General features: G+C 49.2%; 20 protein-coding genes and 1 tRNA gene. 13 read left to right on the plus strand and 8 right to left on the minus strand.

What is annotated here, in order from left to right; genetic code table 11:
* Positions 1–88: 88 nt before the first annotated feature.
* Positions 89–841, plus strand: coding sequence for a sulfite exporter TauE/SafE family protein (locus DFR27_RS11100; RefSeq protein WP_121877535.1), 753 nt, complete (start codon positions 89–91; stop codon positions 839–841).
* Between the two features lie 171 nt (positions 842–1,012).
* On the opposite strand, the gene DFR27_RS11105 is transcribed toward DFR27_RS11100, so the two are convergent.
* Together DFR27_RS11105 and DFR27_RS11110 are read right to left on the minus strand one after the other, a co-directional pair.
* Complete coding sequence (locus DFR27_RS11105) at positions 1,013–2,110, minus strand: aminotransferase class V-fold PLP-dependent enzyme (RefSeq protein WP_121877536.1); 1,098 nt, start codon at positions 2,108–2,110, stop codon at positions 1,013–1,015.
* Positions 2,107–3,270: a PrnB family protein gene (locus DFR27_RS11110; protein WP_121877537.1), complete on the minus strand. Its 1,164-nt coding sequence runs from the start codon at positions 3,268–3,270 to the stop codon at positions 2,107–2,109. The genes DFR27_RS11105 and DFR27_RS11110 overlap by 4 nt, the downstream gene beginning before the upstream one ends.
* A 123-nt stretch (positions 3,271–3,393) precedes the next feature.
* On the opposite strand from DFR27_RS11110, the gene DFR27_RS11115 reads away from it, so the two are divergent.
* Positions 3,394–3,840: an Lrp/AsnC family transcriptional regulator gene (locus tag DFR27_RS11115; RefSeq protein WP_121877538.1), complete on the plus strand. Its 447-nt coding sequence runs from the start codon at positions 3,394–3,396 to the stop codon at positions 3,838–3,840.
* A gap of 128 nt (positions 3,841–3,968) precedes the next feature.
* Here the strand turns inward: DFR27_RS11115 and DFR27_RS11120 are convergent, their stop codons facing one another.
* The 5 genes from DFR27_RS11120 to DFR27_RS11140 form a co-directional block, all read right to left on the minus strand.
* Positions 3,969–4,274, minus strand: coding sequence for a hypothetical protein (locus DFR27_RS11120; protein WP_147434538.1), 306 nt, complete (start codon positions 4,272–4,274; stop codon positions 3,969–3,971).
* Between the two features lie 249 nt (positions 4,275–4,523).
* Positions 4,524–4,599, minus strand: a tRNA-Ala gene (locus DFR27_RS11125).
* A gap of 68 nt (positions 4,600–4,667) precedes the next feature.
* The gene (gene trhP / locus DFR27_RS11130; RefSeq protein WP_121877540.1) at positions 4,668–5,981 is read right to left on the minus strand and encodes a prephenate-dependent tRNA uridine(34) hydroxylase TrhP; all 1,314 of its coding nucleotides are present in this window, start codon (positions 5,979–5,981) and stop codon (positions 4,668–4,670) included.
* A gap of 33 nt (positions 5,982–6,014) precedes the next feature.
* Entirely contained in the window at positions 6,015–6,299 is a 285-nt protein-coding gene (locus tag DFR27_RS11135) for a hypothetical protein (RefSeq protein WP_121877541.1), read from the minus strand.
* Between the two features lie 63 nt (positions 6,300–6,362).
* Positions 6,363–7,079, minus strand: a complete 717-nt coding sequence (locus tag DFR27_RS11140) for a TetR/AcrR family transcriptional regulator (RefSeq protein WP_121877542.1) — start codon at positions 7,077–7,079, stop codon at positions 6,363–6,365.
* A 95-nt stretch (positions 7,080–7,174) separates the two neighbouring features.
* On the opposite strand from DFR27_RS11140, the gene DFR27_RS11145 reads away from it, so the two are divergent.
* Positions 7,175–9,334 (plus strand): alpha-glucosidase, encoded by a 2,160-nt coding sequence (locus tag DFR27_RS11145; RefSeq protein ID WP_121877543.1) that lies wholly within the window; start codon positions 7,175–7,177, stop codon positions 9,332–9,334.
* Between the two features lie 92 nt (positions 9,335–9,426).
* On the opposite strand, the gene gltA is transcribed toward DFR27_RS11145, so the two are convergent.
* A complete protein-coding gene (gene gltA / locus DFR27_RS11150) occupies positions 9,427–10,716 on the minus strand; it encodes a citrate synthase (protein WP_121877544.1) in 1,290 nt (429 codons plus the stop codon).
* A 498-nt stretch (positions 10,717–11,214) separates the two neighbouring features.
* Between gltA and sdhC the strand changes: the two genes are divergently transcribed.
* The 10 genes from sdhC (at position 11,215) to DFR27_RS11200 (ending at position 23,385) form a co-directional block, all read left to right on the plus strand.
* A complete protein-coding gene (gene sdhC / locus DFR27_RS11155; protein WP_121877616.1) occupies positions 11,215–11,589 on the plus strand; it encodes a succinate dehydrogenase, cytochrome b556 subunit in 375 nt (124 codons plus the stop codon).
* Positions 11,583–11,948: a succinate dehydrogenase, hydrophobic membrane anchor protein gene (gene sdhD / locus DFR27_RS11160; protein WP_121877545.1), complete on the plus strand. Its 366-nt coding sequence runs from the start codon at positions 11,583–11,585 to the stop codon at positions 11,946–11,948. The genes sdhC and sdhD overlap by 7 nt, the downstream gene beginning before the upstream one ends.
* Before the next feature lie 3 nt (positions 11,949–11,951).
* Entirely contained in the window at positions 11,952–13,724 is a 1,773-nt protein-coding gene (gene sdhA / locus DFR27_RS11165; protein WP_121877546.1) for a succinate dehydrogenase flavoprotein subunit, read from the plus strand.
* Between the two features lie 18 nt (positions 13,725–13,742).
* Positions 13,743–14,447 carry a succinate dehydrogenase iron-sulfur subunit gene (locus DFR27_RS11170; RefSeq protein WP_121877547.1) on the plus strand — a complete coding sequence of 235 codons (705 nt, stop codon included), beginning with the start codon at positions 13,743–13,745 and terminating at the stop codon, positions 14,445–14,447.
* Between the two features lie 246 nt (positions 14,448–14,693).
* A complete protein-coding gene (locus DFR27_RS11175) occupies positions 14,694–17,525 on the plus strand; it encodes a 2-oxoglutarate dehydrogenase E1 component (RefSeq protein WP_121877548.1) in 2,832 nt (943 codons plus the stop codon).
* 50 nt (positions 17,526–17,575) lie between these two features.
* Complete coding sequence (gene odhB, locus DFR27_RS11180; RefSeq protein ID WP_121877549.1) at positions 17,576–18,775, plus strand: 2-oxoglutarate dehydrogenase complex dihydrolipoyllysine-residue succinyltransferase; 1,200 nt, start codon at positions 17,576–17,578, stop codon at positions 18,773–18,775.
* A gap of 20 nt (positions 18,776–18,795) precedes the next feature.
* Positions 18,796–20,238, plus strand: a complete 1,443-nt coding sequence (gene lpdA / locus DFR27_RS11185; RefSeq protein WP_121877550.1) for a dihydrolipoyl dehydrogenase — start codon at positions 18,796–18,798, stop codon at positions 20,236–20,238.
* A 112-nt stretch (positions 20,239–20,350) separates the two neighbouring features.
* On the plus strand, positions 20,351–21,517 hold the full coding sequence (sucC, locus tag DFR27_RS11190) for an ADP-forming succinate--CoA ligase subunit beta (protein ID WP_121877551.1): 1,167 nt from the start codon (positions 20,351–20,353) through the stop codon (positions 21,515–21,517).
* Positions 21,517–22,389: a succinate--CoA ligase subunit alpha gene (sucD, locus tag DFR27_RS11195; protein WP_121877552.1), complete on the plus strand. Its 873-nt coding sequence runs from the start codon at positions 21,517–21,519 to the stop codon at positions 22,387–22,389. Before sucC ends, sucD begins: the two co-directional genes overlap by 1 nt.
* Positions 22,390–22,647: 258 nt before the next feature.
* The gene (locus DFR27_RS11200; protein ID WP_147434539.1) at positions 22,648–23,385 is read left to right on the plus strand and encodes a hypothetical protein; all 738 of its coding nucleotides are present in this window, start codon (positions 22,648–22,650) and stop codon (positions 23,383–23,385) included.

Consider the following 23,385-nt stretch of genomic DNA (forward strand, 5'->3'; position numbering starts at 1 on the left):
AAAAAGACGTTGGAGCTTAGATCTAAAACTTGTGCCAGAAGGGCCGTTTCACGGCAACATCTCAAAATTATTGACAAGGAAATCTCGAATGCCCGTTGAAGTCATATTAGCGGTAATTGTTTTTGGCGCCTTTGCAGTGGGGGCGATGACCGGTTTTGGCAGTGTTGTACTAGCTTTGAGCCTCGGAGCACTCATTACTGATATACCAAGTTTAGTGGTTATTTTGGTACCGCTTACGCTGGTGATGAACCTGCCGTTAGCCTGGCGTAATCGAACGCATATTAATTGGCGCTTACTGTTTCGAATTATCCTCCCGCTAATGCTAGGAGGTATGGCTATTGGCTACTGGTTACCGCAGTTCTTTGAGGAACAATTTTTAAAAATCGGCTTTGCCTGCTTCATCCTGTTGTTGTCGGGCCAGGCCCTGATTAAGATCAAGCGTTCTTTGTCACCGCGTTCCAAGGAAGTTTCCAGCGCCTCGCTACCGTCGAAGAGGCAGCCCTATGTCATAGGCATTGCCGGTATCATTCATGGGATGTACGCCACGGGGGGACCGTTGTTGGTTTACGCTCTGGCCAAAGCTAACCATGGCAAGGCAGTCTTTCGCGCCACGTTAGTGGTAGTTTGGCTATCGCTCAATAGTGTTCTGACGTTGGCCTATCTTATTGATGGCAGACTGATTGCGCAAAGCGCTTCAATCGTACTATTAGCGCCGGCTGTGTTGGCCGGTGCTTGGGTGGGTAACTGGCTTCATCATCGTGTTGACGAAGCTCGGTTTCTGCAGCTGGTTTACGGATTGCTGATTATTGTTGCGTTAATACTCATTGTTCAGAGTCTTTAGTCTGTCATAGCGGTGGTGATAATTGATTTGGGCGCCTCGAGTTTTGAGCGCCTCTCATCTTAGCCGTCTGATATCTCAAGCGCCTCATATCTCAAGAGCTGCAAAAAGCAAGCGACGCCGAAAGTCAGGTGTTCGAATAATCACCTTTAATCGCGAACACCCAGGCAGGCTTCAGCCATCGTTAATAATTTTTTTGAACCGGACGACATCCTCCTCGGTGTTGCTCCAACAGGGAGAAAGGCGGAAGCCGGTTTCGCGCTGGTCCAAATAAATGTCTCCTTGCTGGTAGGCCTTGAGTAAGCGCTCAGCTATGGACATAGGCGGATTGAATATCAAGGTCCCACCGCGTTGAGTAGGGTTACAGGGAGAAGACCACCATGAGTCGGGGGTATCGGCCATCATCAGCGCTGACATCTCGTGATTATGAGCTAACAGCTTGGCAACACCTAACTGATTGATCTCGGCAATGCTAGCGGCGGCAATGGCAAACGGAGCTACCGAAGGTGTTCCGCCAAGAAAGCGATGACTGGTCTGGTCGTACTCGAAGTTATGGACGTCAAACTCAAAGGGATTTTGATGGGAAAACCAGCCAACATCGCTAGGCTCCAGGGTTGCGCAGAATTCTGGTTCTACGTACATAAAGGCTGCACCGGGACCGCCAGATAACCATTTGACAGAGGTGCCGATGACGGCATCGCATTGCCATTCGCTGACATCAATCGGAACAATGCCCACGGACTGAGCGATGTCAATAATAGAGTGAATTGAGCGCTCGCGACAACTCGCTACCACTTCTTTAACCGGTGCTCGCATGCCAGTATTCGAGAAGACATGGGTAATTAGGGCAACATCAAGGTCGTCGGAAAGGTGATCCAGCCAGGTAGACATCTTGGTGACGTCAGCCTCTGCGGGTAGGTAGTGAAGTTCGGCGTTAGGAACTTGCTTCGCCACAAAGCTAATGGTGGCGAAGTCTGCTTCGGAAAGCAGAATTTTAGGCTTCGGTCGATCTTTGCAAATAGCATTGAGTAACTTAGTTAGGCCACTTGAGATGTTCACTTGAGGGCAGACGGCTGATGGCTTCGCGTTAATTAATTCACCCACTTGGTCCTTAAAGCGCTGAATAGTTTTTAGCCACAGCGGCCACGGCTCAGGGCTTTCCCAGTACTGCAAATAGTCCCGATGAAGACTTTCAGCAGTCTGTTGGAGTGGACGCCCCACCGAGTGTGATAGCCAGTAGTTATCAAGATGATGAAAAGGCTGATGGCTCATCTTAGTAACTCCTTTACTTGGTCCATCTTAGCTGCTGCGGTGACGATGTCGTGGCGAGGGCTCGCACAGCGAAGGTCGCGAAGCTTTTCTAATGCGGCTAATAGTACGGGAAGCGGTGGACCACTGGCGGTCAAGTTTTGATGATGCTGAGCCGCGAGCTGCTGTGACGGGACGCGGATAAATCGTTCTACTAAGAGATTATGGTGTTGTTCTGCCGTAGCGCCATGGGCGCGACAGACCTTCAATAGCGCTGTTGCGGCAGCAGCTTTCCAGTTGCCATCGGGGCTGGACAGCAGTGCGTCAAGGAGATTCGGTAGTCGCATTGCGTTTCGCAGAGCCGCTTGATCGTCCGGCATCATGTAGAGCATTTTGTCGACAAGAAGCTGAGAGTAGTAAGATTCATCGGCGCGACATAGCCCTAGCAGTAAGTCGATAATATTGATGCCCGCAAAGTCCCCAGCATTGGCGCCCCGGTAGATGTTGTTTCCTACTCGGTGAGATTTGTAATAGGGGCGAACTGAATAGAAGAATCGGTCTACATCAAGTTGATCATTAAGCTGTTGGTTGGAATCAAAAACTTTTTTTAACGCAACGCCGGCAGTATGAAGTAAGTCAATCGCTACGGGCGAACTGATTCCTACATCTACCACTTTGATCAGCGCGGTTGAAGCTTCTTGATAGGCGAGGATTGAGCGGGTGTTGAACTCGTTAAAAATAGCCTCATCCGGTAGATGAGTGAAGGACTTGGCTCTGCCATTTATCGCCTGGTTGTGGGTAGTTAAGTGCGCAGTGCTAAAACGAGGGATCATCCCAATGGAAGCGCCAACTTGTAGGGCTAGGGCTGATGCCTCAACGAGCGGAGACTTTGTTTCTCGCGATGGCTCCGTTAACTCATGGCGTCGACAGGCTGCCATATAGAAGCCGATATTCCCCAAGAGATCAAAACCTGCATCAAAACCCTCATCAGTATTACCCTCAGCGAGGAGAGAAGCCAGTAACGTCCTCCCGTCATTGAGAAGCTGTTGTTTAAGGTCATCGCCAATGCCCTCAACCTGAGCGCGATCACTGTGATGCTCGAAATACAGCGTTTCAAGCTGCGTATTAATTGCTACGAAATCGGTTCGGATCCAATGATCAAACGCTTTGGTGTTTTGGGTCATATCAGCCTCAGTTCTTTTTTCCTAATTATCAATCCAAAGCGAATGCAGTTATTGCGTATTTAGGTTGTTTAGTGCTTAGATATTAGTGATTTATATTGTTAATGGGCGTTTAAAGGGGGTTTTGTGCTAAAAATTGACTTAGTTGATCAAAAAATTGTTCGTCTTTTGCAGCGCGACGCAAGGTTGAGTAATGCCGAGCTAGCGGAGGCGATTAATCTCTCGCCATCTCCCTGCTCGCGCCGTGTACGAAAGCTCGAGAAGAATGGCGTTATCACCGGCTATCACGCGCGAATTAATCCCGCAAAGATGGGTAGAAATGTTAGTGCATTAGTTTCAATAAAGTTACGCCGAAACGGCATTAGCGAAGCACAGTTATTCGAAGCCGCCATAGAACGGTTGGATTATGTTACCGAGTGCAGCACCATTACTGGGAGATATGATTATATGCTGCGCCTTCATAGCGAGAGTCTGGATGACCTTGAGGCGAAATTAAAAACAGAATTAGCGGCCATCGAAGCCATTGATGATATGGAGACAACCATCATCCTCAAGTCCATTAAGAAGAACTAGTGATTGCTTGCGCAACAAAGGTCGCTGTGGTTACTAATAGAAAGTATCTAGGGGTCTAGTCGGCTATACGAAGTTGACCGCGCTCCAAAGAGAGACCCTCTAACGGAGCGCGTAGTTACTGACAGCGCTTAATCGTCATTGTGGTGATGGTGATGGTCGCCTTGATCACTATCATCACTCATATGGTGATGTTCATGTTCACTAGCATGATCAGTATCCTCGTGATGATGCTGATGCTCGGAAATATGTCCGTCATCTCCATGATGGTGTTCATGCTCTGATTCGTGGCCATCATCACCATGATGATGTTCATGATGAGTAACGTGTCCATCCACACCGTGATGATGTTCATGGTCATCAAAATGATGTTCAAGTGGCGTTTCTTCTTTTGGTTCAGGCGATGAACTACAAGCTACCAGAAAGAGGGTTGCCATCATTAACGTCGTAGTTGTTTTTTTCATATCGTAAGACCCTGTTAGTAAATCATCCTCTTAAACCCTAGATCAAGAATGACGCTTTTGGCAGTAATTCGCTGCGAAAAGGTCGAATTCTTTCTGACTTGGGGTTGGGTAGTGGGGCTTTCTCGCCGAAAGGATAATCTGCGTAGTCAGGGCTATGAGGGGAAAATGAGGTGAAACAGGAGGCGAAAAAAAACCTGATTCAATGAATCAGGTTTTTTTGTTTGGTGGAGCCTAGCGGGATCGAACCGCTGACCTCAACACTGCCAGTGTTGCGCTCTCCCAGCTGAGCTAAGGCCCCTAAAGACGATGCGCAGTTTAGCAACTACGCATCACCTGTCAACCGTTTTCTGCAATAAAAGCAACAGCTTAGGTGTTTTTGTTTACCGGAAGCTCGCGCAGAATCATAGCGTGCTCAGGGTTAGCATGAGCTGGCCAAGGAATCGTGACGATGTGGCCGGAGCCTTTCGCCTCTGAACACTCATCTCCGCGCTTATCACGCATCGCTGTTAAGCGCAGTTTATGATTGCCCTTTGGCGTCATGATCTCAATCATATCGCCGACACAGAACTTATTCTTCACTTCAATGGTGGCCCAGCCATCCTTTACAAAGGTGACATCACCAACGAACTGATGCTGGTGCATTTTCGAGCTGCCATTTTCGTAGTTTTGCATTTCGCCCGGGACGTGTCTTCGATAGAAGCCTTCCGTGTAGCCTCGATTAGCCAGAGACTCCAAGTCATCCATCAGGGCCATATTGAATGGGCGCCCTGCGGCTGCATCATCAATCGCTTGGCGATAGGCTTGAGCCGTTCTGGCGGCATAGAAATACGTCTTGGTTCGGCCTTCAATTTTTAGGCTATCGATGCCCATTTTCATGAGCCGCTCAACATGCTGAATGGCACGAAGATCTTTAGAGTTCATGAAATAGGTACCCGTTTCATCCTCATAGGCGGGGATGATCTCGTCGGGCTTAGTAACGTCTTGGAGTACCATTTGAAGCGGTTTTGGCTCGAAGGTCCCCACTTCCATGTTGGCTTGGATATTGCCTTCGGCAGTTTCTTCGGCAGGGGTAGCCTGATACTTCCAACGGCAAGCATTGGTGCAGGCTCCCTGATTGGAGTCTCGGTGATTAATATAGCCAGAGAGCAAGCAACGGCCAGAGTAGGCCATACAAAGAGCGCCATGAACGAAGACTTCGAGTTCTATATCTGGACACTCTTGGCGGATTTCTTCGATTTCGTCGAGCGATAACTCGCGACTAAGAATGACGCGACTAATGCCCATATTCTTCCAAAACTTCACGGTAGCGAAGTTGACGGCATTCGATTGCACCGATAAATGAATTTCTTGGTCCGGCCAAGTTTCCTTAACCATCGCAATCAGGCCTGGGTCGCTCATGATGAAGGCATCTGGCTTCATCGCTACGACGTCCGCCATATCGCGGAGGTAGGTTTTCACTTTGTTGTTATGTGGAGATAGGTTACTGGCAATGAAGAACAGTTTGTCGAGACTGTGGGCCTCTTCGATGGCAGCCGCCATGACATCCATTTTATTGAATTCGTTCTCTCGCACACGAAGGCTATAGCGGGGTTGTCCTGCATAGACTGCATCGGCACCATAGGCGAAGGCATAGCGCATTGCGCGTAATGAACCCGCGGGGCTAAGTAGTTCTGTTTTCATTAGCTAGTCTCCGTGGCTGGATCGCTTGTTTACTCAGTGGCTTTCGAACATTTGTAGCGAGAAGCCGTGCTTCAATGCCTCAACGATTTGTTTGTTGCCGGCTACGGTGGCGTGATCACTAAGTTGTTCGGCACTAAGGTGCTTTTGATCATCGAAGCGTAGTTTATGGAAGCCCGCCTTGAGTAAATAAGCTTGAGCTAGCGCTCGGGAACCAAATAAGTCAGCAAAATTTATGTAGACAATGAAAGGTCTTGATGTACCGGCGGTTAGTCCGTCCTGATCTACTCGGGCAACAGCTGTTATGGAAAAGATATACATGGCAACTCCTTAGTTGCGCGGAGTTTAAATTAGGGGGCTAGTTGGAGCAAGCCGCGGAACTAACTATAGCGAGGAAAATAGATCGTCCTGGTCTAAAAGTGCGTCGTAGGAGGTCATCTTATGCCGTTTTACCCGCTCTGATACCTCGTGAAGGCTACCAGAAACATTTAGGATATGGCTAAAACACTGCCAGACGGCATTGTGAATTTTGCGGTAATCGGGGCGGCGTTGTTGCAGCGATTCCAGTTCAAACAGTGTGAATACGCCGGCGAGTAATCTTGAGTCATCCACTGGGCTATCGGAGTTAATCTGTCGGCAAAGCTCAATGAGATAAGCTTTCAAAGATCGATGCCCTAGATTGCGCACGTGAATCAATGCTGGGTCAGGGTGAATATCAAATTTGAGGTTCAAGAGGACTCTTGGATCAACTCGATCAGACAAGTAGTAGTTGAAGATGACATCGGTCACGGCGTCGGAAAGTAGCAGTGCAATTTCGGCGCGCGAGATGGATCGGCGGAAGTCGCGTTGATTGAACTTGCCAATTAAACCGAAGATTTCATTGAATACGTTATTGATTAAGCTGGATTGGCGGCTAAATAGAATGGCAATGGCATTTCTAAGCAGTACTGAACGATCTGGGAAGTGATAGCCCACCAGGGATAACTTGATGTCTGCTTCATCGGCAACGGCACGGAATGTTGTGCCATGGACGCCATGTTTGGCGATGACACGCAACGTGGCCTCTATTATATCGCGCTTGGTCAGTTCACCTTTTTTCAAGTTGAGCTTCCTAGTGGTTCCTGCGTTTTTACGCTAGGCTAGTAATCAGTTGATATAACAATAATTTACATAGCCTAGCACTAAGTAGAGGAAATATGAAAGTTCTAAAGGGTATGGGGTTGGTTGGACTATTAATGCTGATCTTCTTTCTTGATGACTGGCGCTGGTGGTCCTGGGAGCGTAATGACCTGAGTGTTGAGGTTGTCGGCAGTTGGGAACTTGGGTCAGTGAGTGTGGAGCTGAATCCTTGGCACCTAATTGTTCGTGACCGGGATGGTGATATTGTTCTCAAGAACGTTCGCGGTGAGCGTTTCGTGGATATTAACCCTCAACAGGTCAGATTAACTGAGCATCGTGGGATGATTTCTTCCGAGGTTGATTTAGCCTGGTCGAGCTGCGAACAAGTGGTCCAAAGTGTCTTAGATAATGATGAGCGCTTGATAGTTAGTGGTCACTTAGATTGTGGCGATCAGCTATTCCCTTATAACTTGACCATACAGGCGCATTCTGATCAGCAGCTTAGCTTTGAATTGGCGCAACCGGCCTCAGCTGGCGCTACTCCCGACGCACTGCTTAGCCTGATGATTGAGATGCAAAAAGACGAGGCGGCTATCGGCTTTGGCGCCCAGTTTAGCCGCCTCAATATGCGTGGGCTGCTGTTGCCAATTATTGTTTCGGAACAGGGAATTGGTCGGGGGCGAGAACCACTTACTTCCATGGTTGATTGGGCGGCTGGAGCTGGCGGTAAATGGCATTCGAGTTATGCGCCCGTGCCCTGGTTCTTTAGTTCGCAGGGGAGAGCATTCTGGTTAAAGAATAGCGAGCCCAGTTGGTTTGATTTTCGCTCATCGGATAGGGTGATTATCAGTGCCGCGACGCACGCGCTTACCGTAAAGGTGTATTTGGCGGATACGCCGAAGCAATTCATCGCTCAGTTTACAGCGGACACTGGCCGCATGAGCGCTCCGCCATCATGGGTCGATAGTGGCTTAATCGTGGGCGTTCAGGGTGGCCGTGAAGCTTGGCCAAAAGTTGAGCGTCTTCGCGATGCTGGGGTCCCTCTGGCCGCAGTATGGTTGCAGGATTGGGTTGGTCAACGTCAGACTAGCTTCGGTCAGCAGCTCTGGTGGAATTGGTCTCTTGATCAAGCGCATTATCCCAATTGGCAGCAGCAGGTTGATCGGCTGGCGGACGAAGATATTCGGGTGCTGGGTTATTTAAATCCCTTTGTGGTTGAGTCGCCTAGATTGGAGGTTAATGATGACATCTGGCACAAACTGAGCGCTATTGATGCGTTTGTGGAGGATGAAAGCGGGGTTCCTGTAAGCTTTCCTAACTCGTCGTTTTCAGCCAATTTGGTGGATCTTTTTCAGCCTGAAGTGAGCGAAGTATTTCAACAAGAGCTTGTCTCCGAAGTGGCGGACTTGGGCTGGAGTGGTTGGATGGCAGATTTTGCTGAAGCCTATCCAGGCGGGGATAGCCAGCATGGTCACGCAGCTCATAACCGTTATCCAGTACTATGGAGTCAGTTCAATCAATCTCTGGCGGAACAATTAGAACTTGATGACTCACTAGTTTGGCATCGCTCGGCGTTTACTGGCTCAGCTGCCAGCGGCAGTGTTTTCTGGCTAGGAGATCAACTGGTTGACTGGGATGAGCACGATGGCATTAAATCGGCCGTGACGGGGCTGCTGTCGGCGTCGCTTTCAGGTATGGCAGTTAATCACTCGGATATTGGCGGCTACACCACGATTGAACACTCAGCTATCTCAATCCATCGTAGCTCGGAGCTACTCCAACGTTGGCTTGAATTGAATGCCTTCGGGCTTATTTTTCGTTCACATGAAGGCAACCTTCCTGATTTGAATGTGCAAGTTTACGATGAGGCAGCTATAACCGCTACGCGAGCGATGACACAGCTGTTTACCATGTTGGCACCCTATCGCCGAGAGCTCTATCGGGAAATGGAACGAACTGGGATTCCACCAGTTCGCCATCCGCTAGTGGAATTTCCAACGGTTTCTCGCTTTTGGGGGTTGCGTTATCAGCAGTTCTTTTTGGGGAGTGATCTACTTATTGTTCCGGTCCTCGATGAAGGGGTTGACGAGGTGGTTGTGATTGTACCGCCGGGCGAGTGGCGACACTGGTGGACGGGCGATATCTATTCAGGCTCGGTCGACGGAGAGGTAGTTAAGGTTCCCGCGCCCCTTGGTCAGCCAGCAGCGTTTACGCGTGTAGGTGGTGCGTTGGATTAGTATCCGCCCACTGATCAGTGCTTTCATCTGCTATAAAAAAAGGCCATCTCCGCTTGGAGATAGCCTTTCCGATGTTGTTGGCTGACGCGAACTTATCGGTTGTCTAGCGAAACAAAGTCACGTGGTGCAGCGCCAGTGTAAAGCTGGCGTGGACGACCGATCTTGTACGAACCACTAATCATTTCATTCCAGTGAGAGATCCAGCCGATAGTACGGCCTGTTGCGAAGATCACGGTGAACATTTCAACTGGGATACCCAAGGCCTTCAAGATGATGCCAGAGTAGAAGTCAACGTTCGGGTAAAGCTTCTTCTCAACGAAGTAAGGATCTTCCAGTGCGATCTGCTCAAGACGCTTAGCAATCTTAAGTAGTGGATCATTCTCAAGACCAAGTTCTGCCAGAACTTCATCACAGCACTGACGCATAACTGTTGCGCGAGGATCGTAGTTTTTGTAAACGCGGTGACCGAAGCCCATTAGTCGGAACGGATCATTCTTGTCCTTGGCACGAGCGACGAATTCGTCGATCTTAGACTCGTCACCAATCTCTTCCAGCATGGTCAGAACTGCTTCGTTCGCACCGCCGTGAGCAGGACCCCATAGTGCTGCAATACCTGATGCGATACACGCGAATGGGTTAGCACCTGAAGAGCCTGCAAGGCGAACCGTTGATGTTGAAGCGTTTTGTTCGTGATCAGCGTGAAGTAGGAAGATCTTGTCCATCGCGTTAGCGAGGACTGGGTTGACTTTGTATTCTTCAGCTGGGGTAGCGAACATCATGTGCAGGAAGTTTTCTGCGAATGATAGGTCGTTACGCGGATAAATGAACGGTTGGCCAATACCATGTTTATAGGTCATGGCTGCAAGCGTTGGCATTTTCGCTACCAAGCGGAATGCTGAGATTTCACGGTGACGTGGGTTAGTGATGTCTAGCGAATCGTGGTAGAACGCTGATAATGCACCTACTACACCACACATGATAGCCATTGGGTGAGCATCGCGACGGAAGCCCTTGAAGAAGTCAGCGATTGACTCATGCACCATGGTGTGGCGGGTCACTGTGTTGACAAATTCGGCTTTCTGATCGGCGTTAGGGAGCTCACCGTTCAAAAGAAGGTAGCAAACTTCAAGGAAGTCTGACTGCTCGGCAAGTTGTTCAATAGGGTAGCCGCGGTGTAACAAAGTACCCTTACCGCCATCAATAAAGGTGATTGCAGAATCCGTTGCCGCGGTGGAGACGAAGCCTGGGTCATAGGTGAACAAACCTTTGCTCACTAGGCTTCGGACGTCTACTACGTCAGGTCCGATAGTTCCGCTGTAAACTGGGAATTCTAATGCTTCGTCCATGCCATCGATGGTAAGGCGTGCCATTTTTTCGCTCATTTAGCGACTCCTGAATCAATCTGGTTTTGAATGAGCTATGCGCTCGGTCCGCAGGGCTTAATAGTATAGACCCGGAACGGGAGAGTGGGTATAAAAACACCAAAATATGGTAGCTACCCGCTGCGTCAACTATTCTACGATAGTTTACGTGAGTTGGATGGCTGTTCATTAAAGATACAGACACTCCAGCTATTGGAGCGACACTATATATTGCCTTAGAGTCATGTCAAATTTTTATAGATGGCTTGTATAGGTGCAATCTCGTACAAATGGTGATTTTTCATTAAAAATCGCTAATTTAGTACCGCTAGTCGCGTTTTTTTTGCTAATATTCAGCCCGCTTATAGTCCGCATACATCACTGTTTCGCAACAGAGTTTGTAAGGCGACTGACGGGTCAATATAATCCCGTCGTGCGAGCGCTTCGTACTAAGGTTGTGATCCAATGTCGCTGCTTAGTATGTACAGTCCTATAGATGCAACAAAAAAAGGTTCAGCTGTGAACAAAAATAGACCAGTCAATTTAGATATTTCGACGCTCAAATTACCGATTACTGCGTATGCTTCAATTTTGCATCGTATAAGCGGTGTGTTTTTGCTACTTGGTGTGGCCGTCCTACTATGGATGCTCGACACTTCACTATCAGGTCCAGAAGGCTTTGCGCAAGTTAAGGAGTGTTTGTCATCTCCGGTCGCGAAGGCTGTGCTCTGGTTTGTGTTGGTCGGTCTCGGCTACCACATGATTGCCGGTGTTCGTCATCTTCTGATGGACCTTGGTCTGGGTGAGACGCTTGAAGGTGGCCGTCTCGGCGCGCGGATCGTTATTGCGCTCGCAGTTGTTCAAGCCATCGTTGTGGGGATTTGGTTATGGTAAAGTCAGTTACTAGTCTCGGCCGCAGTGGCGTTGCCGATTTCGTTATTCAACGTCTCAGTGCAGTTATCCTGCTCGCTTTCTTCCTCTATGTTGGATTCGTTGTGCTGTGTACCCCTGAGTTAACTTACTCTGCTTGGTCGGCTGCGTTTGCACCAACTTGGGTGAAGGTGTTTAGTTTGCTCGCAATTCTTTCTCTTGCAGGTCATGCATGGATCGGCTGGTGGGCAGTTTTGTCCGACTACGTTACCGAACGCATGATGGGCGGCAAGGCTACTTTTCTTCGCCTACTGCTGCAGTTGATTGGTTTTATTATTCTTGTTTTTTATATGGTCTGGTCATTCCAGATTCTGTGGGGTTAACACATGACTACGATGCGTACTATTTCTTTTGATGCTGTCATTGTAGGTGGCGGTGGTGCGGGCATGCGTGCAGCACTAGAGTTGTCTAAATCTGGTTTCAAGACAGCCGTTGTCTCGAAGGTTTTTCCTACTCGCTCACACACGGTTTCGGCTCAGGGTGGTATCACTTGTGCTATCGCGAGTGACGATCCTAATGATGATTGGCGCTGGCACATGTATGACACCGTAAAGGGGTCTGACTACATCGGTGACCAAGACGCTATCGAATACATGTGTAAGATTGGACCCGAGGCCGTTTTCGAACTTGAGCACATGGGTCTACCGTTCTCGCGTACAGAGAATGGCCGAATCTACCAGCGTCCGTTTGGCGGTCAGTCAAAGAATTATGATGTGAAACAGCAGGCAGCCAGAACGTGCGCCGCGGCTGACCGTACCGGTCACGCTTTGCTTCACACGCTGTACCAGAACAATATGGAAAACAAGACTGTCTTCCTAAACGAATGGTATGCGGTTGATATCGTTAAGAACGAAGACGGTGACACCACGGGTGTTATCGCAATCTGCATGGAAACCGGCGAGACTGTTTACGTTAAAGCTAAAGCTACGGTAATGGCTACCGGTGGTGCAGGTCGAATTTATGCGTCAACTACTAACGCGCACATCAATACCGGCGATGGCATTGGTATGGCGCTTCGCGCTGGTTACCAGGTGCAGGATATTGAAATGTGGCAGTTCCACCCAACTGGTATCTGGGGTGCTGGCACACTGGTGACTGAAGGTTGTCGCGGTGAAGGTGGCTATCTGGTCAATAAAGATGGCGAGCGTTTCATGGAGCGCTACGCGCCGAACGCCAAAGATCTTGCCTCGCGTGACGTTGTTGCTCGTTCGATGACGCTAGAGATTCTAGAAGGTCGTGGGTGCGGTGAAGACGGCGATCACGTGTATCTTAAGCTTGATCACCTTGGTAAGGATATTCTTTACTCACGCCTGCCGGGTGTTTGCGAGTTGTCTAAGACCTTCGCGCACATTGACCCAGCAGACGGTCCAATCCCAGTTGTTCCAACCTGTCACTACATGATGGGCGGTATTCCAACCAATATTGATGGCCAAGCTTTGGCGATGGGCGATAACGGTAACCTTGAAGTTATCGGTGGTCTTTATGCCTGTGGTGAGGCAGCGTGTGTTTCGGTTCACGGCGCTAACCGTTTAGGTGGTAACTCATTGCTTGATTTGGTGGTCTTTGGACGTGCGTCAGGCTTGGCGATTGAAAAAGCGTTGCGTGAAGGTATCGAGATGAAGGAAGCGCGCGATAGTGATATCGAAGCTGCCATGTCTCGCCTGAACAAAGTGAATGGTTCGGAAAAAGGCGAGAGCGCGGCTGCGCTTCGCAAGGAACTGCAGAATGTTATGCAGAATCACTTTGGTGTATTCCGCCGCGGTGATTTCATGGCCGATGGTATCGAGAAGTTGAAGGATCTTCGTGAGCGTATTGAAAACGTCTACGTTGCGGATAAGACACATGCTTTCAACACGGCGCGAATTGAAGCGCTCGAACTGCAGAATCTACTTGAGGTTGCCGAAGCAACAGCTGTGGCGGCAGAAGCGCGCACAGAAAGTCGTGGTGCGCACGCTCGTGACGATTTCCAGGAACGTGATGACGAGAATTGGTTGTGTCACACTATGTACAACCCATTGACTAAATCAATTGCTAAGCGCGATGTTAACTTTGAGCCGAAGACTGTTCCAACCTTCGAGCCAAAAGCACGTACTTACTAATTAAGGGGAAGATCAGAGATGTTGAAAGTAAGCGTATATCGCTACAACCCAGAAGTCGATGCTGCCCCATACATGCAAGACTTTGAGGTTGATCTTAAAGGTAAAGATGTCATGGTACTTGATGTACTTGGCATGCTTAAAGAGCAGGATGAGTCCATTACCTATCGCCGTTCTTGTCGCGAAGGTGTCTGTGGTTCGGACGGGATGAATATGGGCGGTAAGAACGGTTTGGCCTGTATTACCACCGTGAGCTCAGCTTCACGTGGCGGTAAACTTGTTATTCGCCCGCTTCCAGGTTTGCCGGTTGTGCGTGACTTGATTGTGGATATGAGCCAGTTCTATGCTCAGTACGAGAAAGTAACACCGTTTCTTCAGAATAATACCCCAGCTCCGGCTATTGAACGTCTTCAGTCTCCTGAAGATCGTGAGAAGCTTGACGGCCTTTACGAGTGTATTCTTTGTGCATGTTGCTCAACAAGCTGCCCATCATTTTGGTGGAATCCAGACAAGTTTATCGGTCCAGCCGGTCTTCTTCAGGCCTATCGTTTCTTGGCGGACAGTCGAGATACAGCAACTGAAGAGCGACTTGCTCAGTTGGATGATCCATTCAGCGTATTCCGTTGTCATGGTATTCAGAATTGCGTCAATGTTTGCCCGAAGGGATTGAACCCAACGCGAGCGATTGGTCATATTCGTACAATGTTACTTCAGCGCGCAGTCTAAACTGCGCGTTATTGATTAAGGAATTCGCAGAAATTCCAGACGCCAAAGACATTGGACTGCAAAGTTCGCGGTTATGGTCTTAACTTAGTATGCGACTAATTACGTATCTAGGTTGACATTGCAACTTGTGTCTCTAGCGTTGATAATCCCTCGTAGTAAAGGTCGATGAATGTGATCATCGGCCTTTTTGAGGATTAAATGTGGTAAAAATCGGCGGTTTACACGCCCATAAGTGGTGGACTTGCAATGCAAGATAACTCTATGGAAGCGCTTCTGCGTACCTCGCACCTGTCAGGTGGAAATGCGAGCTATGTTGAAGAACTTTACGAAAGCTATTTGCTTGACCCGAACGCGGTCCCAGAGGACTGGCGCGGTTACTTTGAAAAACTCCCTCGCGTGGAGGGCTCTCACGCCCAAGACGTTCCGCACTCCGAAATTATTCACCAGTTTGAGTTAATGGCCAAAAATCAGAGCCGTCCGCTTGTTGTTCGCGGCGAAGGCAGTGCTGATATTGATCATGAGCGCAAGCAGGTTGCAGTGATGGAGCTTATCGCTGGCTATCGCTCGCGAGGTCACCAAAAGGCCAAGCTCGATCCGCTAAATCTCACGCAGCAGGATCACGTTCCTTGGTTGGAGTTGGCTTATCACAAGCTTTCGAATGCTGATTTGGACACCATGTTCCAAACAGGTTCAACCTTTTTCGACCTGAAAGAGGCTAGCCTTAAGGACATTATTGCCGCCCTTGAGGCTACCTATTGTGGTCCTGTAGGCGTTGAAACAATGCACCTTACGGATCTTGATGAGAAGCGTTGGTTGCAGCAGCGCACCGAAAGTGTCCGAGCCAAGCCTGCGTACAGTGCAGAGGTTAAGAAGCACCTTCTCGAGCGCATGAGCGCTGCCGAAGGGCTTGAAAAGCACCTTGATTCAAAGTACCCAGGAACGAAGCGCTTCGGTCTTGAAGGCGGCGAGAGTCTGATTCCTATGCTGGACGAAATGATTCAGCGCTCAGGTTCACACGGTGCTAAAGAGATCGTTATTGGTATGGCGCACCGCGGACGTTTAAATACCCTCGTTAACATCTTGGGTAAGAATCCAGCGGATCTCTTTGATGAATTCGAAGGTAAGACCTTGGTGGATACCTCTGGTGACGTTAAATATCATCAGGGCTTCTCTTCAAACGTAATGACCTCGGGTGGCGAAGTCCACTTGGCGATGGCCTTTAACCCATCTCATTTAGAGATTGTATCGCCTGTTGTTGAAGGATCGGTTCGCGCTCGTCAAGATCGTCGTAATGACGACGTTCGCAATACCGTCGTTCCTATCGTTATCCATGGCGATGCCGCGTTTGCTGGGCAAGGCGTGGTTCAAGAGACGTTCCAGATGTCTCAGACTCGCGCATATACTACCGGCGGAACGATTCATATCGTTCTCAATAACCAAGTTGGTTTCACTACCAATAATCGCGAAGACGCTCGCTCTACCATGTACTGTACTGACGTGGCTAAGATGATTGAGGCACCCATCCTTCATGTGAATGGTGATGATCCCGAGGCGGTGCTCTTTGTTACGCAGTTGGCGGTTGATTATCGTAACGAGTTTAAGAAAGATGTGGTCATTGATTTGGTTTGTTACCGCCGTCGTGGGCATAACGAAACTGATGAACCGTCGGCAACTCAGCCGCTCATGTACAAAGCCATCAAAGCGCATAAGAGTGCGTTTACCAGCTATTCTGCCAAACTAGAGCGCGAAGGTATCATCGCTGCTGGTTTCGGCCGTGAGTTAATGAATGAGTACCGAGCGAAACTAGACTCCGGTAAGGACGTGGCGAATGCCTTAGTTTCCGAGCCTGATTCATCGCTATTCGTTGACTGGACTCCTTACTTAGGGCACGACTGGGATGCGGCTGGCGACACTAGCTATCCAATTGCCAAACTCAAAGAGTTAGGCCAGAAGTTATGTGAAGTCCCCGATGGTGTTGTGATGCAACGCCAGGTCACGAAGATATATGAAGATCGTCGCAAGATGGCCGCTGGTGCACTACCCATCAACTGGGGCATGGCCGAGCTATTAGCCTACGGTACGGTCTTGGATCATGGTGCCAGTGTTCGCCTAACCGGGCAGGATGTGGGTCGTGGTACTTTCTCTCATCGTCACGCGGTGGTTCATTCGCAGAAGGACGGTTCATCTTATATTCCGATGAAACACCTCGCGGAAGATCAGCCACGATTCACTATTAATGATTCGTTGTTGTCGGAAGAAGCAGTACTAGCCTTTGAATATGGTTACTCAACAACTCGTCCCAATGCATTAGTTATTTGGGAAGCGCAGTTTGGTGATTTCGCAAACGGTGCACAGGTGGTTATCGACCAGTTCATCACCAGTGGTGAGCACAAGTGGGGCCGCCTCTGTGGCCTAACTATGCTACTTCCGCATGGTTATGAAGGGCAGGGTCCAGAGCACTCTTCGGCACGATTAGAGAGATTCTTACAGTTATGTGCCGAGCATAATATTCAGGTTTGTATCCCAACCACGCCGGCACAGGTCTTCCATATGCTCCGTCGCCAGGTTGTCAGACCAATGCGTCGCCCGCTTGTGGTAATGAGTCCGAAGTGGATCCTTCGTCATCCCTTAGCTACGTCGTCACTTGAAGATCTCGCGGAAGGTGGCTTCCAGAACGTCTTGCAAGATCCGGCCGCGGATCCGGCGAAAGTGAAGCGTGTCGTGATGTGTTCGGGCAAGGTTTACTACCACCTCGTGGAAGCTCGAGAAGAAACGGGCCAGGACGATGTGGCCTTTATCCGATTGGAGCAGCTGTATCCGTTCCCGCGGGAAGAACTTGCCGCGGCACTAGCGCCTTATAAGAACCTAAAGGACGTTGTTTGGTGTCAAGAAGAGCCAATGAATCAGGGCGCTTGGTACTCTAGCCAGCATCACTTGCACCGTGCTGTTAACGAGCACGATGCAACGCTAGCGCTGAGCTATGTTGGCCGTGAGGCTTCGGCAGCTCCAGCAGCTGGCTCGATGAGTTTGCACCTTGAACAACAGAAGCGTTTCCTAGCGGACGCACTAAGCGTATAATTATTGAACACTTGATGGGTAATCCCACAAAACAAGCGAGCATATAAACAATGGCTATTGAAATCAAAGCACCAACTTTTCCCGAGTCAGTTCAGGATGGCACCATTGCCGCATGGTTGAAGCAACCAGGTGAAGCAGTTGAGCGTGATGAACTGATTGTTGAAATCGAAACTGACAAAGTGGTACTCGAAGTTGTCGCGCCAGCTGACGGTGTTCTTGAGTCCCAGTTATTCGGTGAAGGTGACACCATTCAGAGCAACGAAGTGATTGCAGTAATTGCTGAGGGCGCAGCCGCTGCTGCACCAGCTGCTGCAGCACCTGTTAGCGAAGCTGCCGATGAAGCAACTGTCACAGTAGGCGATAAAGTTCTTTCTCCTGCAGCGCGTAAACTTGCTGCAGAGAAGGGTATCGACCCAGCGGCAATTACTGGTACTGGCAAGGGCGGTCTCGTCACCAAAGAAGACGTAGTGAACTTTAAGGTGGCTCCAGCCGCAGCACCAGCTAAGGCGGCTGCACCAGCGGCTGAGATTCAGCTTCCAGCGGGCGAGCGCACTGAAAAACGTGTACCTATGACTCGCATGCGTAAGCGTATTGCTGAACGTCTGTTGGATGCTAGCCAGAGTACGGCAATGTTAACAACCTTCAACGAAGTGAACATGCAGCCAGTGATGGAACTGCGTAGCAAGTACAAAGATCAGTTCGAAAAAGTGAATGGCGGTACCCGCCTTGGCTTCATGAGCTTCTTTGTGAAGGCTGCCACTGAAGCGCTGAAGAAATACCCAGCAGTGAACGCGTCAATTGATGGCAACGATATTGTTTATCATGGTTTCCAAGATGTAGGTGTTGCGGTTTCAACGGAGAAGGGACTTGTTGTTCCATGCCTTCGTAACGCTGAGAACATGAGCATGGCTCAAATCGAAAACACCATTCGCGATCTAGGTATTCGTGGTCGTGACGGTAAGTTGACGATTGAAGAAATGTCAGGCGGAACCTTTACTATCACTAACGGTGGTGTGTTTGGCTCGCTGATCTCCACACCGATTCTGAATCCACCTCAGGCCGCTATCTTGGGTATGCACAAAATTCAAGATCGTCCAATGGCTGAGAACGGTCAGGTCGTAATTCGTCCGATGATGTATCTTGCGCTTTCTTACGATCACCGTTTGATCGATGGTAAAGAAGCGGTCGGTTTCCTTGTCACAATTAAAGAATTGCTAGAAGATCCAGCACGCATCCTACTGGGTGTGTAATTAAAGGAAGGTTTTACTCAATGTCTACAAAATACGATGTCATCGTAATTGGTGCGGGTCCTGCGGGATATGTTGCCGCTATCCGTGCTGCACAACTTGGTTTGAAAACGGCTTGTATCGACAAAATGGTTGATGCCGACGGTAAGCAAACACTTGGCGGTACCTGTTTGAATGTGGGTTGTATCCCTTCAAAGGCGCTATTGGACTCTTCGTGGAAGTACCATGAAGCGAAAGATGCTCTGGACGTACACGGTATCTCAACAAGTGACGTCAAAATTGACGTAGAAGCTATGATTGGTCGCAAGCGTCAGATCGTTAAGAACTTGACCGGCGGTGTTGCCGCATTGTTCAAGGCTAACGGTGTGGATGCACTGGCTGGTAAAGGTAAGTTGCTGGCTAATAAGCAGGTTGAATTTACCGCTAATGATGGCGCGGTTGAGACCTATGACGCGGCCAACGTTATTATCAGTACGGGTTCTGTGCCTATCAACATCCCCGTTGCTCCGGTTGATAATGATGTCATTGTCGATTCTACTGGCGCGCTTGAATTCACCGAAGTACCTAAGCGTCTTGGTGTTATTGGTGCGGGTGTAATCGGTTTAGAATTAGGATCAGTTTGGGCTCGTTTAGGTGCGGACGTAGTGTGCCTCGAAGCTCAGGAAGATTTCCTGTTCATGATGGACAAGCAGATTGCTAAGGAAGCGAAAAAGACCTTTACGCAGCAGGGCTTAGACATCCGCCTTGGCGCTCGCGTTACTGGTTCTAAAGTGAATGGTTCTGAAGTTGAAGTGACCTACCAGAACGCGAAGGGTGAAGAAGAGAAAGTTACTTTCGATAAACTCATCGTTTGTGTCGGTCGTCGTCCTTTCACTGAAGGTCTATTAGCAGCGGATTCAGGTGTTGAGCTTGATGAGCGCGGTTTCATCTTCGTTGATGAGCAGTGTGCAACGGCAGTACCAGGCGTATACGCCTGTGGTGACGTAGTTCGTGGCCCAATGCTTGCGCACAAAGGTTCTGAAGAAGGTGTTATGGTTGCTGAGCGCATTGCTGGTCAGAAGGCGCAGGTCAACTACGACATCATCCCGAATGTGATCTACACTCACCCAGAAATTGCTTCGGTTGGTTTGACTGAAGAGCAAGTGAAAGCGAACGGCATCGACTACAATATTGGTTTATTCCCGTTTGCAGCGTCTGGACGAGCCATGGCTGCGAACGAAGCCAAGGGTACTGTGAAGATGATCGCCGACGCGAAAACAGATCGTATTGTTGGTTTCCACATCATTGGCCCATCGGCTGCTGATTTGGTTCAACAGATTGCTATCGCGATGGAGTTTGGTGCCACAGCAGAAGACATCGGTATGATTGTTTTCTCACACCCAACACTCTCGGAAACAGTTAAAGAGTCAGCGCTTGCAGTGAACGGCCACGCTATTCACGTAGCCAATCGTAAGAAGCGTAAGTAAAATATAAGTTTTTAATCGAAGCGTCATAGGTAAATTGTTTGCTGCATTGATTGGGCATCTATCTAGGACGCTTTTCTTGTGTTCCCCCAGGGACAATTAAGGTGGTAAAAAAATGAACTTGCACGAGTATCAAGGTAAGCAGCTGTTCCGTCAGTATGGCCTACCTGTGTCAGATGGCATTGCCTGTGACACCCCAGAAGAAGCGGTAGCTGCGGCTAAGAAGATTGGCGGAGACATGTGGGTTGTTAAAGCCCAGGTCCATGCTGGCGGTCGTGGTAAAGCGGGCGGCGTTAAGTTGTTAAACAACTTTGATGACATCCATGCTTTCGCTGACAAATGGTTAGGTAAGAACCTTGTAACCTATCAGACAGACGAAAATGGTCAGCCAGTTGCTAAGATCTTAGTTGAGACTTGCACCGACATCGCTCAGGAGCTTTACCTCGGCGCGGTTGTAGATCGTTCAACTCGTCGTGTTATCTTCATGGCCTCTACCGAAGGTGGCGTTGAGATTGAGAAAGTAGCTGAAGAGACTCCAGAAAAGATTCTTCAGGCCATCATCGATCCAGTTTGTGGCGCTCAGCCATACCAGGCTCGCGAGCTTGGCTTCAAGTTAGGCTTGAACCCAGTTCAGATGAAGCAATTCACTAAGATCTTCTTGGGCTTGGCAAAGATGTTCACCGAGAAAGACTTAGATCTTCTTGAGATCAACCCATTGGTTATCACTGACGAAGGCAACTTGCACTGTCTTGACGCGAAAGTGTCTATTGATAGCAACGCCGTATACCGTCACAAAGATATCCAAGAAATGCACGATCCTTCACAGGAAGACGAGCGTGAAGCACATGCTGCTCAGTTCGAACTTAACTACGTAGCGCTCGATGGCAACATCGGCTGTATGGTTAACGGTGCAGGCCTAGCAATGGGTACCATGGATATTGTTAAGCTACACGGTGGCGAGCCAGCTAACTTCCTAGATGTTGGTGGCGGCGCCACAAAAGAGCGTGTAACGGAAGCATTCAAAATCATTCTTTCTGACACCAGTGTTAAAGCCGTTTTGGTTAACATCTTCGGTGGTATCGTTCGTTGCGATCTAATTGCTGACGGCATCATTGGTGCAGTGAAAGAAGTTGGCGTTGAAGTTCCAGTTGTTGTTCGCCTTGAAGGTAACAACGCTGAGCTTGGCGCAAAAGTATTGGCAGAAAGTGGTCTTGGCGTAATTGCTGCGACGAGCTTAACTGATGCAGCTGAAAAAGTTGTTGCTGCAGCGGAGGGCAAATAATGAGCGTATTAATCAATAAAGACACCAAGGTAATCTGTCAGGGTTTCACTGGTGGTCAGGGTACTTTCCACTCTGAGCAAGCCATTGCATACGGTACCAACATGGTTGGCGGTGTAACGCCGGGTAAAGGCGGTACAACTCACCTTGGGCTTCCGGTATTTAACACGGTTAAAGAAGCGGTAGAAGCTACTGGTGCTGATGCCTCGGTTATCTACGTACCGGCTCCTTTCTGTAAGGACTCTATCATTGAAGCAGCCTACTCAGGCGTTAAGCTGATCGTGGCGATTACCGAAGGTATCCCAACGCTTGATATGCTTGAAGCAAAAGTTGTGTGTGATAACCAGGGCGTTCGTCTGATTGGACCAAACTGCCCAGGTGTCATCACTCCTGGAGAGTGTAAGATCGGTATCATGCCGGGTCACATTCACTTGCCAGGTAAAGTTGGCATCGTATCGCGTTCTGGTACCTTGACCTACGAAGCGGTTAAGCAGACGACTGATCACGGTTTCGGCCAGTCTACCTGTGTTGGTATAGGTGGTGACCCAATTCCTGGTTCTAACTTCATCGACATTCTAGAAATGTTCGAGAATGATCCTAAGACCGAAGCAATCGTAATGATTGGTGAGATCGGTGGTTCTGCAGAAGAAGAAGCAGCTGCTTACATCAAAGCAAATGTGACTAAGCCTGTTGTTTCTTACATTGCGGGTGTTACAGCGCCAGCAGGTAAGCGTATGGGTCACGCGGGCGCAATTATCGCTGGCGGTAAGGGTACTGCAGACGAGAAGTTCGCAGCACTGGAAGATGCAGGCGTGAAGACAGTTCGTTCTTTGGCTGGTATCGGTGATGCACTGAAGGAAATCACTGGCTGGTAAGCGAGTGTTTGCTAAAGTGTTCAAAAAGAGGTCGCCTTTGGCGGCCTTTTTTTTGCTTTCCAAAAAGAGAATGCGGGGTGAAATCCTCGTCCTACCATTATTCAGGCTAGTTAACGGTTTTGTTATCGCTTAAACAGTGTTAATCAGGCTAGCCGGTTATTCTATCCTCGTTCAAATGGCGTTAAACTTTGAGCTATCGCACTTTTCGTGCTTGAATAGTGTCATAACAAATAACCCATTGACTGCAGGACGCTGACTATGAAACGGGTAATACAGCTACTGATGGGCGCAATGCTTATCGCCGGCGCGCTTTATCTTGCCTTTGAACCGTCGTTGACTGACGATTCTGGCAACACCAGGGCAACCAACTCAGCGCCAGCAAGCGGTGAGAATTCTTCTGAGTCTAGAGGTGATGGGGACGGTGGTGATCGCGCAGCGGCCGCTAACAGCGAGAATAGCGAAAACTCGGCAAATCAGCCCATTGGTTCCACTCAGACTACTACGCAAATCCCTCTGGATCTTCCTGCCGGCGCAACGGCCGAAGAGAATGCTGCACTGCTTACGGGTTGGCTTCAGGAGCAGGGTTGGCTTGGCGAGCATGATGAATTAGTAGAGTTGTTTAATTCTGGCGCCGTGGGGAGCGTTGAGGTTGAACGAGTGAGGCAGTTTCACAATGGCTTGCCCGTCTACGACTCTAACCTTGTGGTGCTTCGCAGAGATAACGTGTTGGTGGAGCTTGATGGCGCACTTGCGGTGGATGTCAATTTAGATGTAGAACCCACGGTTAGTATTGAAGCTGCATGGGAAACGGCCAGCGCTAGTGTTAGTTTCAGTGTCGTGGCAGCAGTGCCGGAGGCGCTGCAAGTTCACTCCCGGGCCGGCGAGAGTCACTTAGTCTGGGTCTTTAGGGGTGGCGATATGCGCGCCCGTACAGAAGTGCTCGTTGATGCGCACAGCAATGAGGTGTTGAGAAAGGTCACCAAAGGAGCAATTTAA

It is taken from the genome of Umboniibacter marinipuniceus (assembly GCF_003688415.1).
Classification (GTDB): domain Bacteria; phylum Pseudomonadota; class Gammaproteobacteria; order Pseudomonadales; family DSM-25080; genus Umboniibacter; species Umboniibacter marinipuniceus.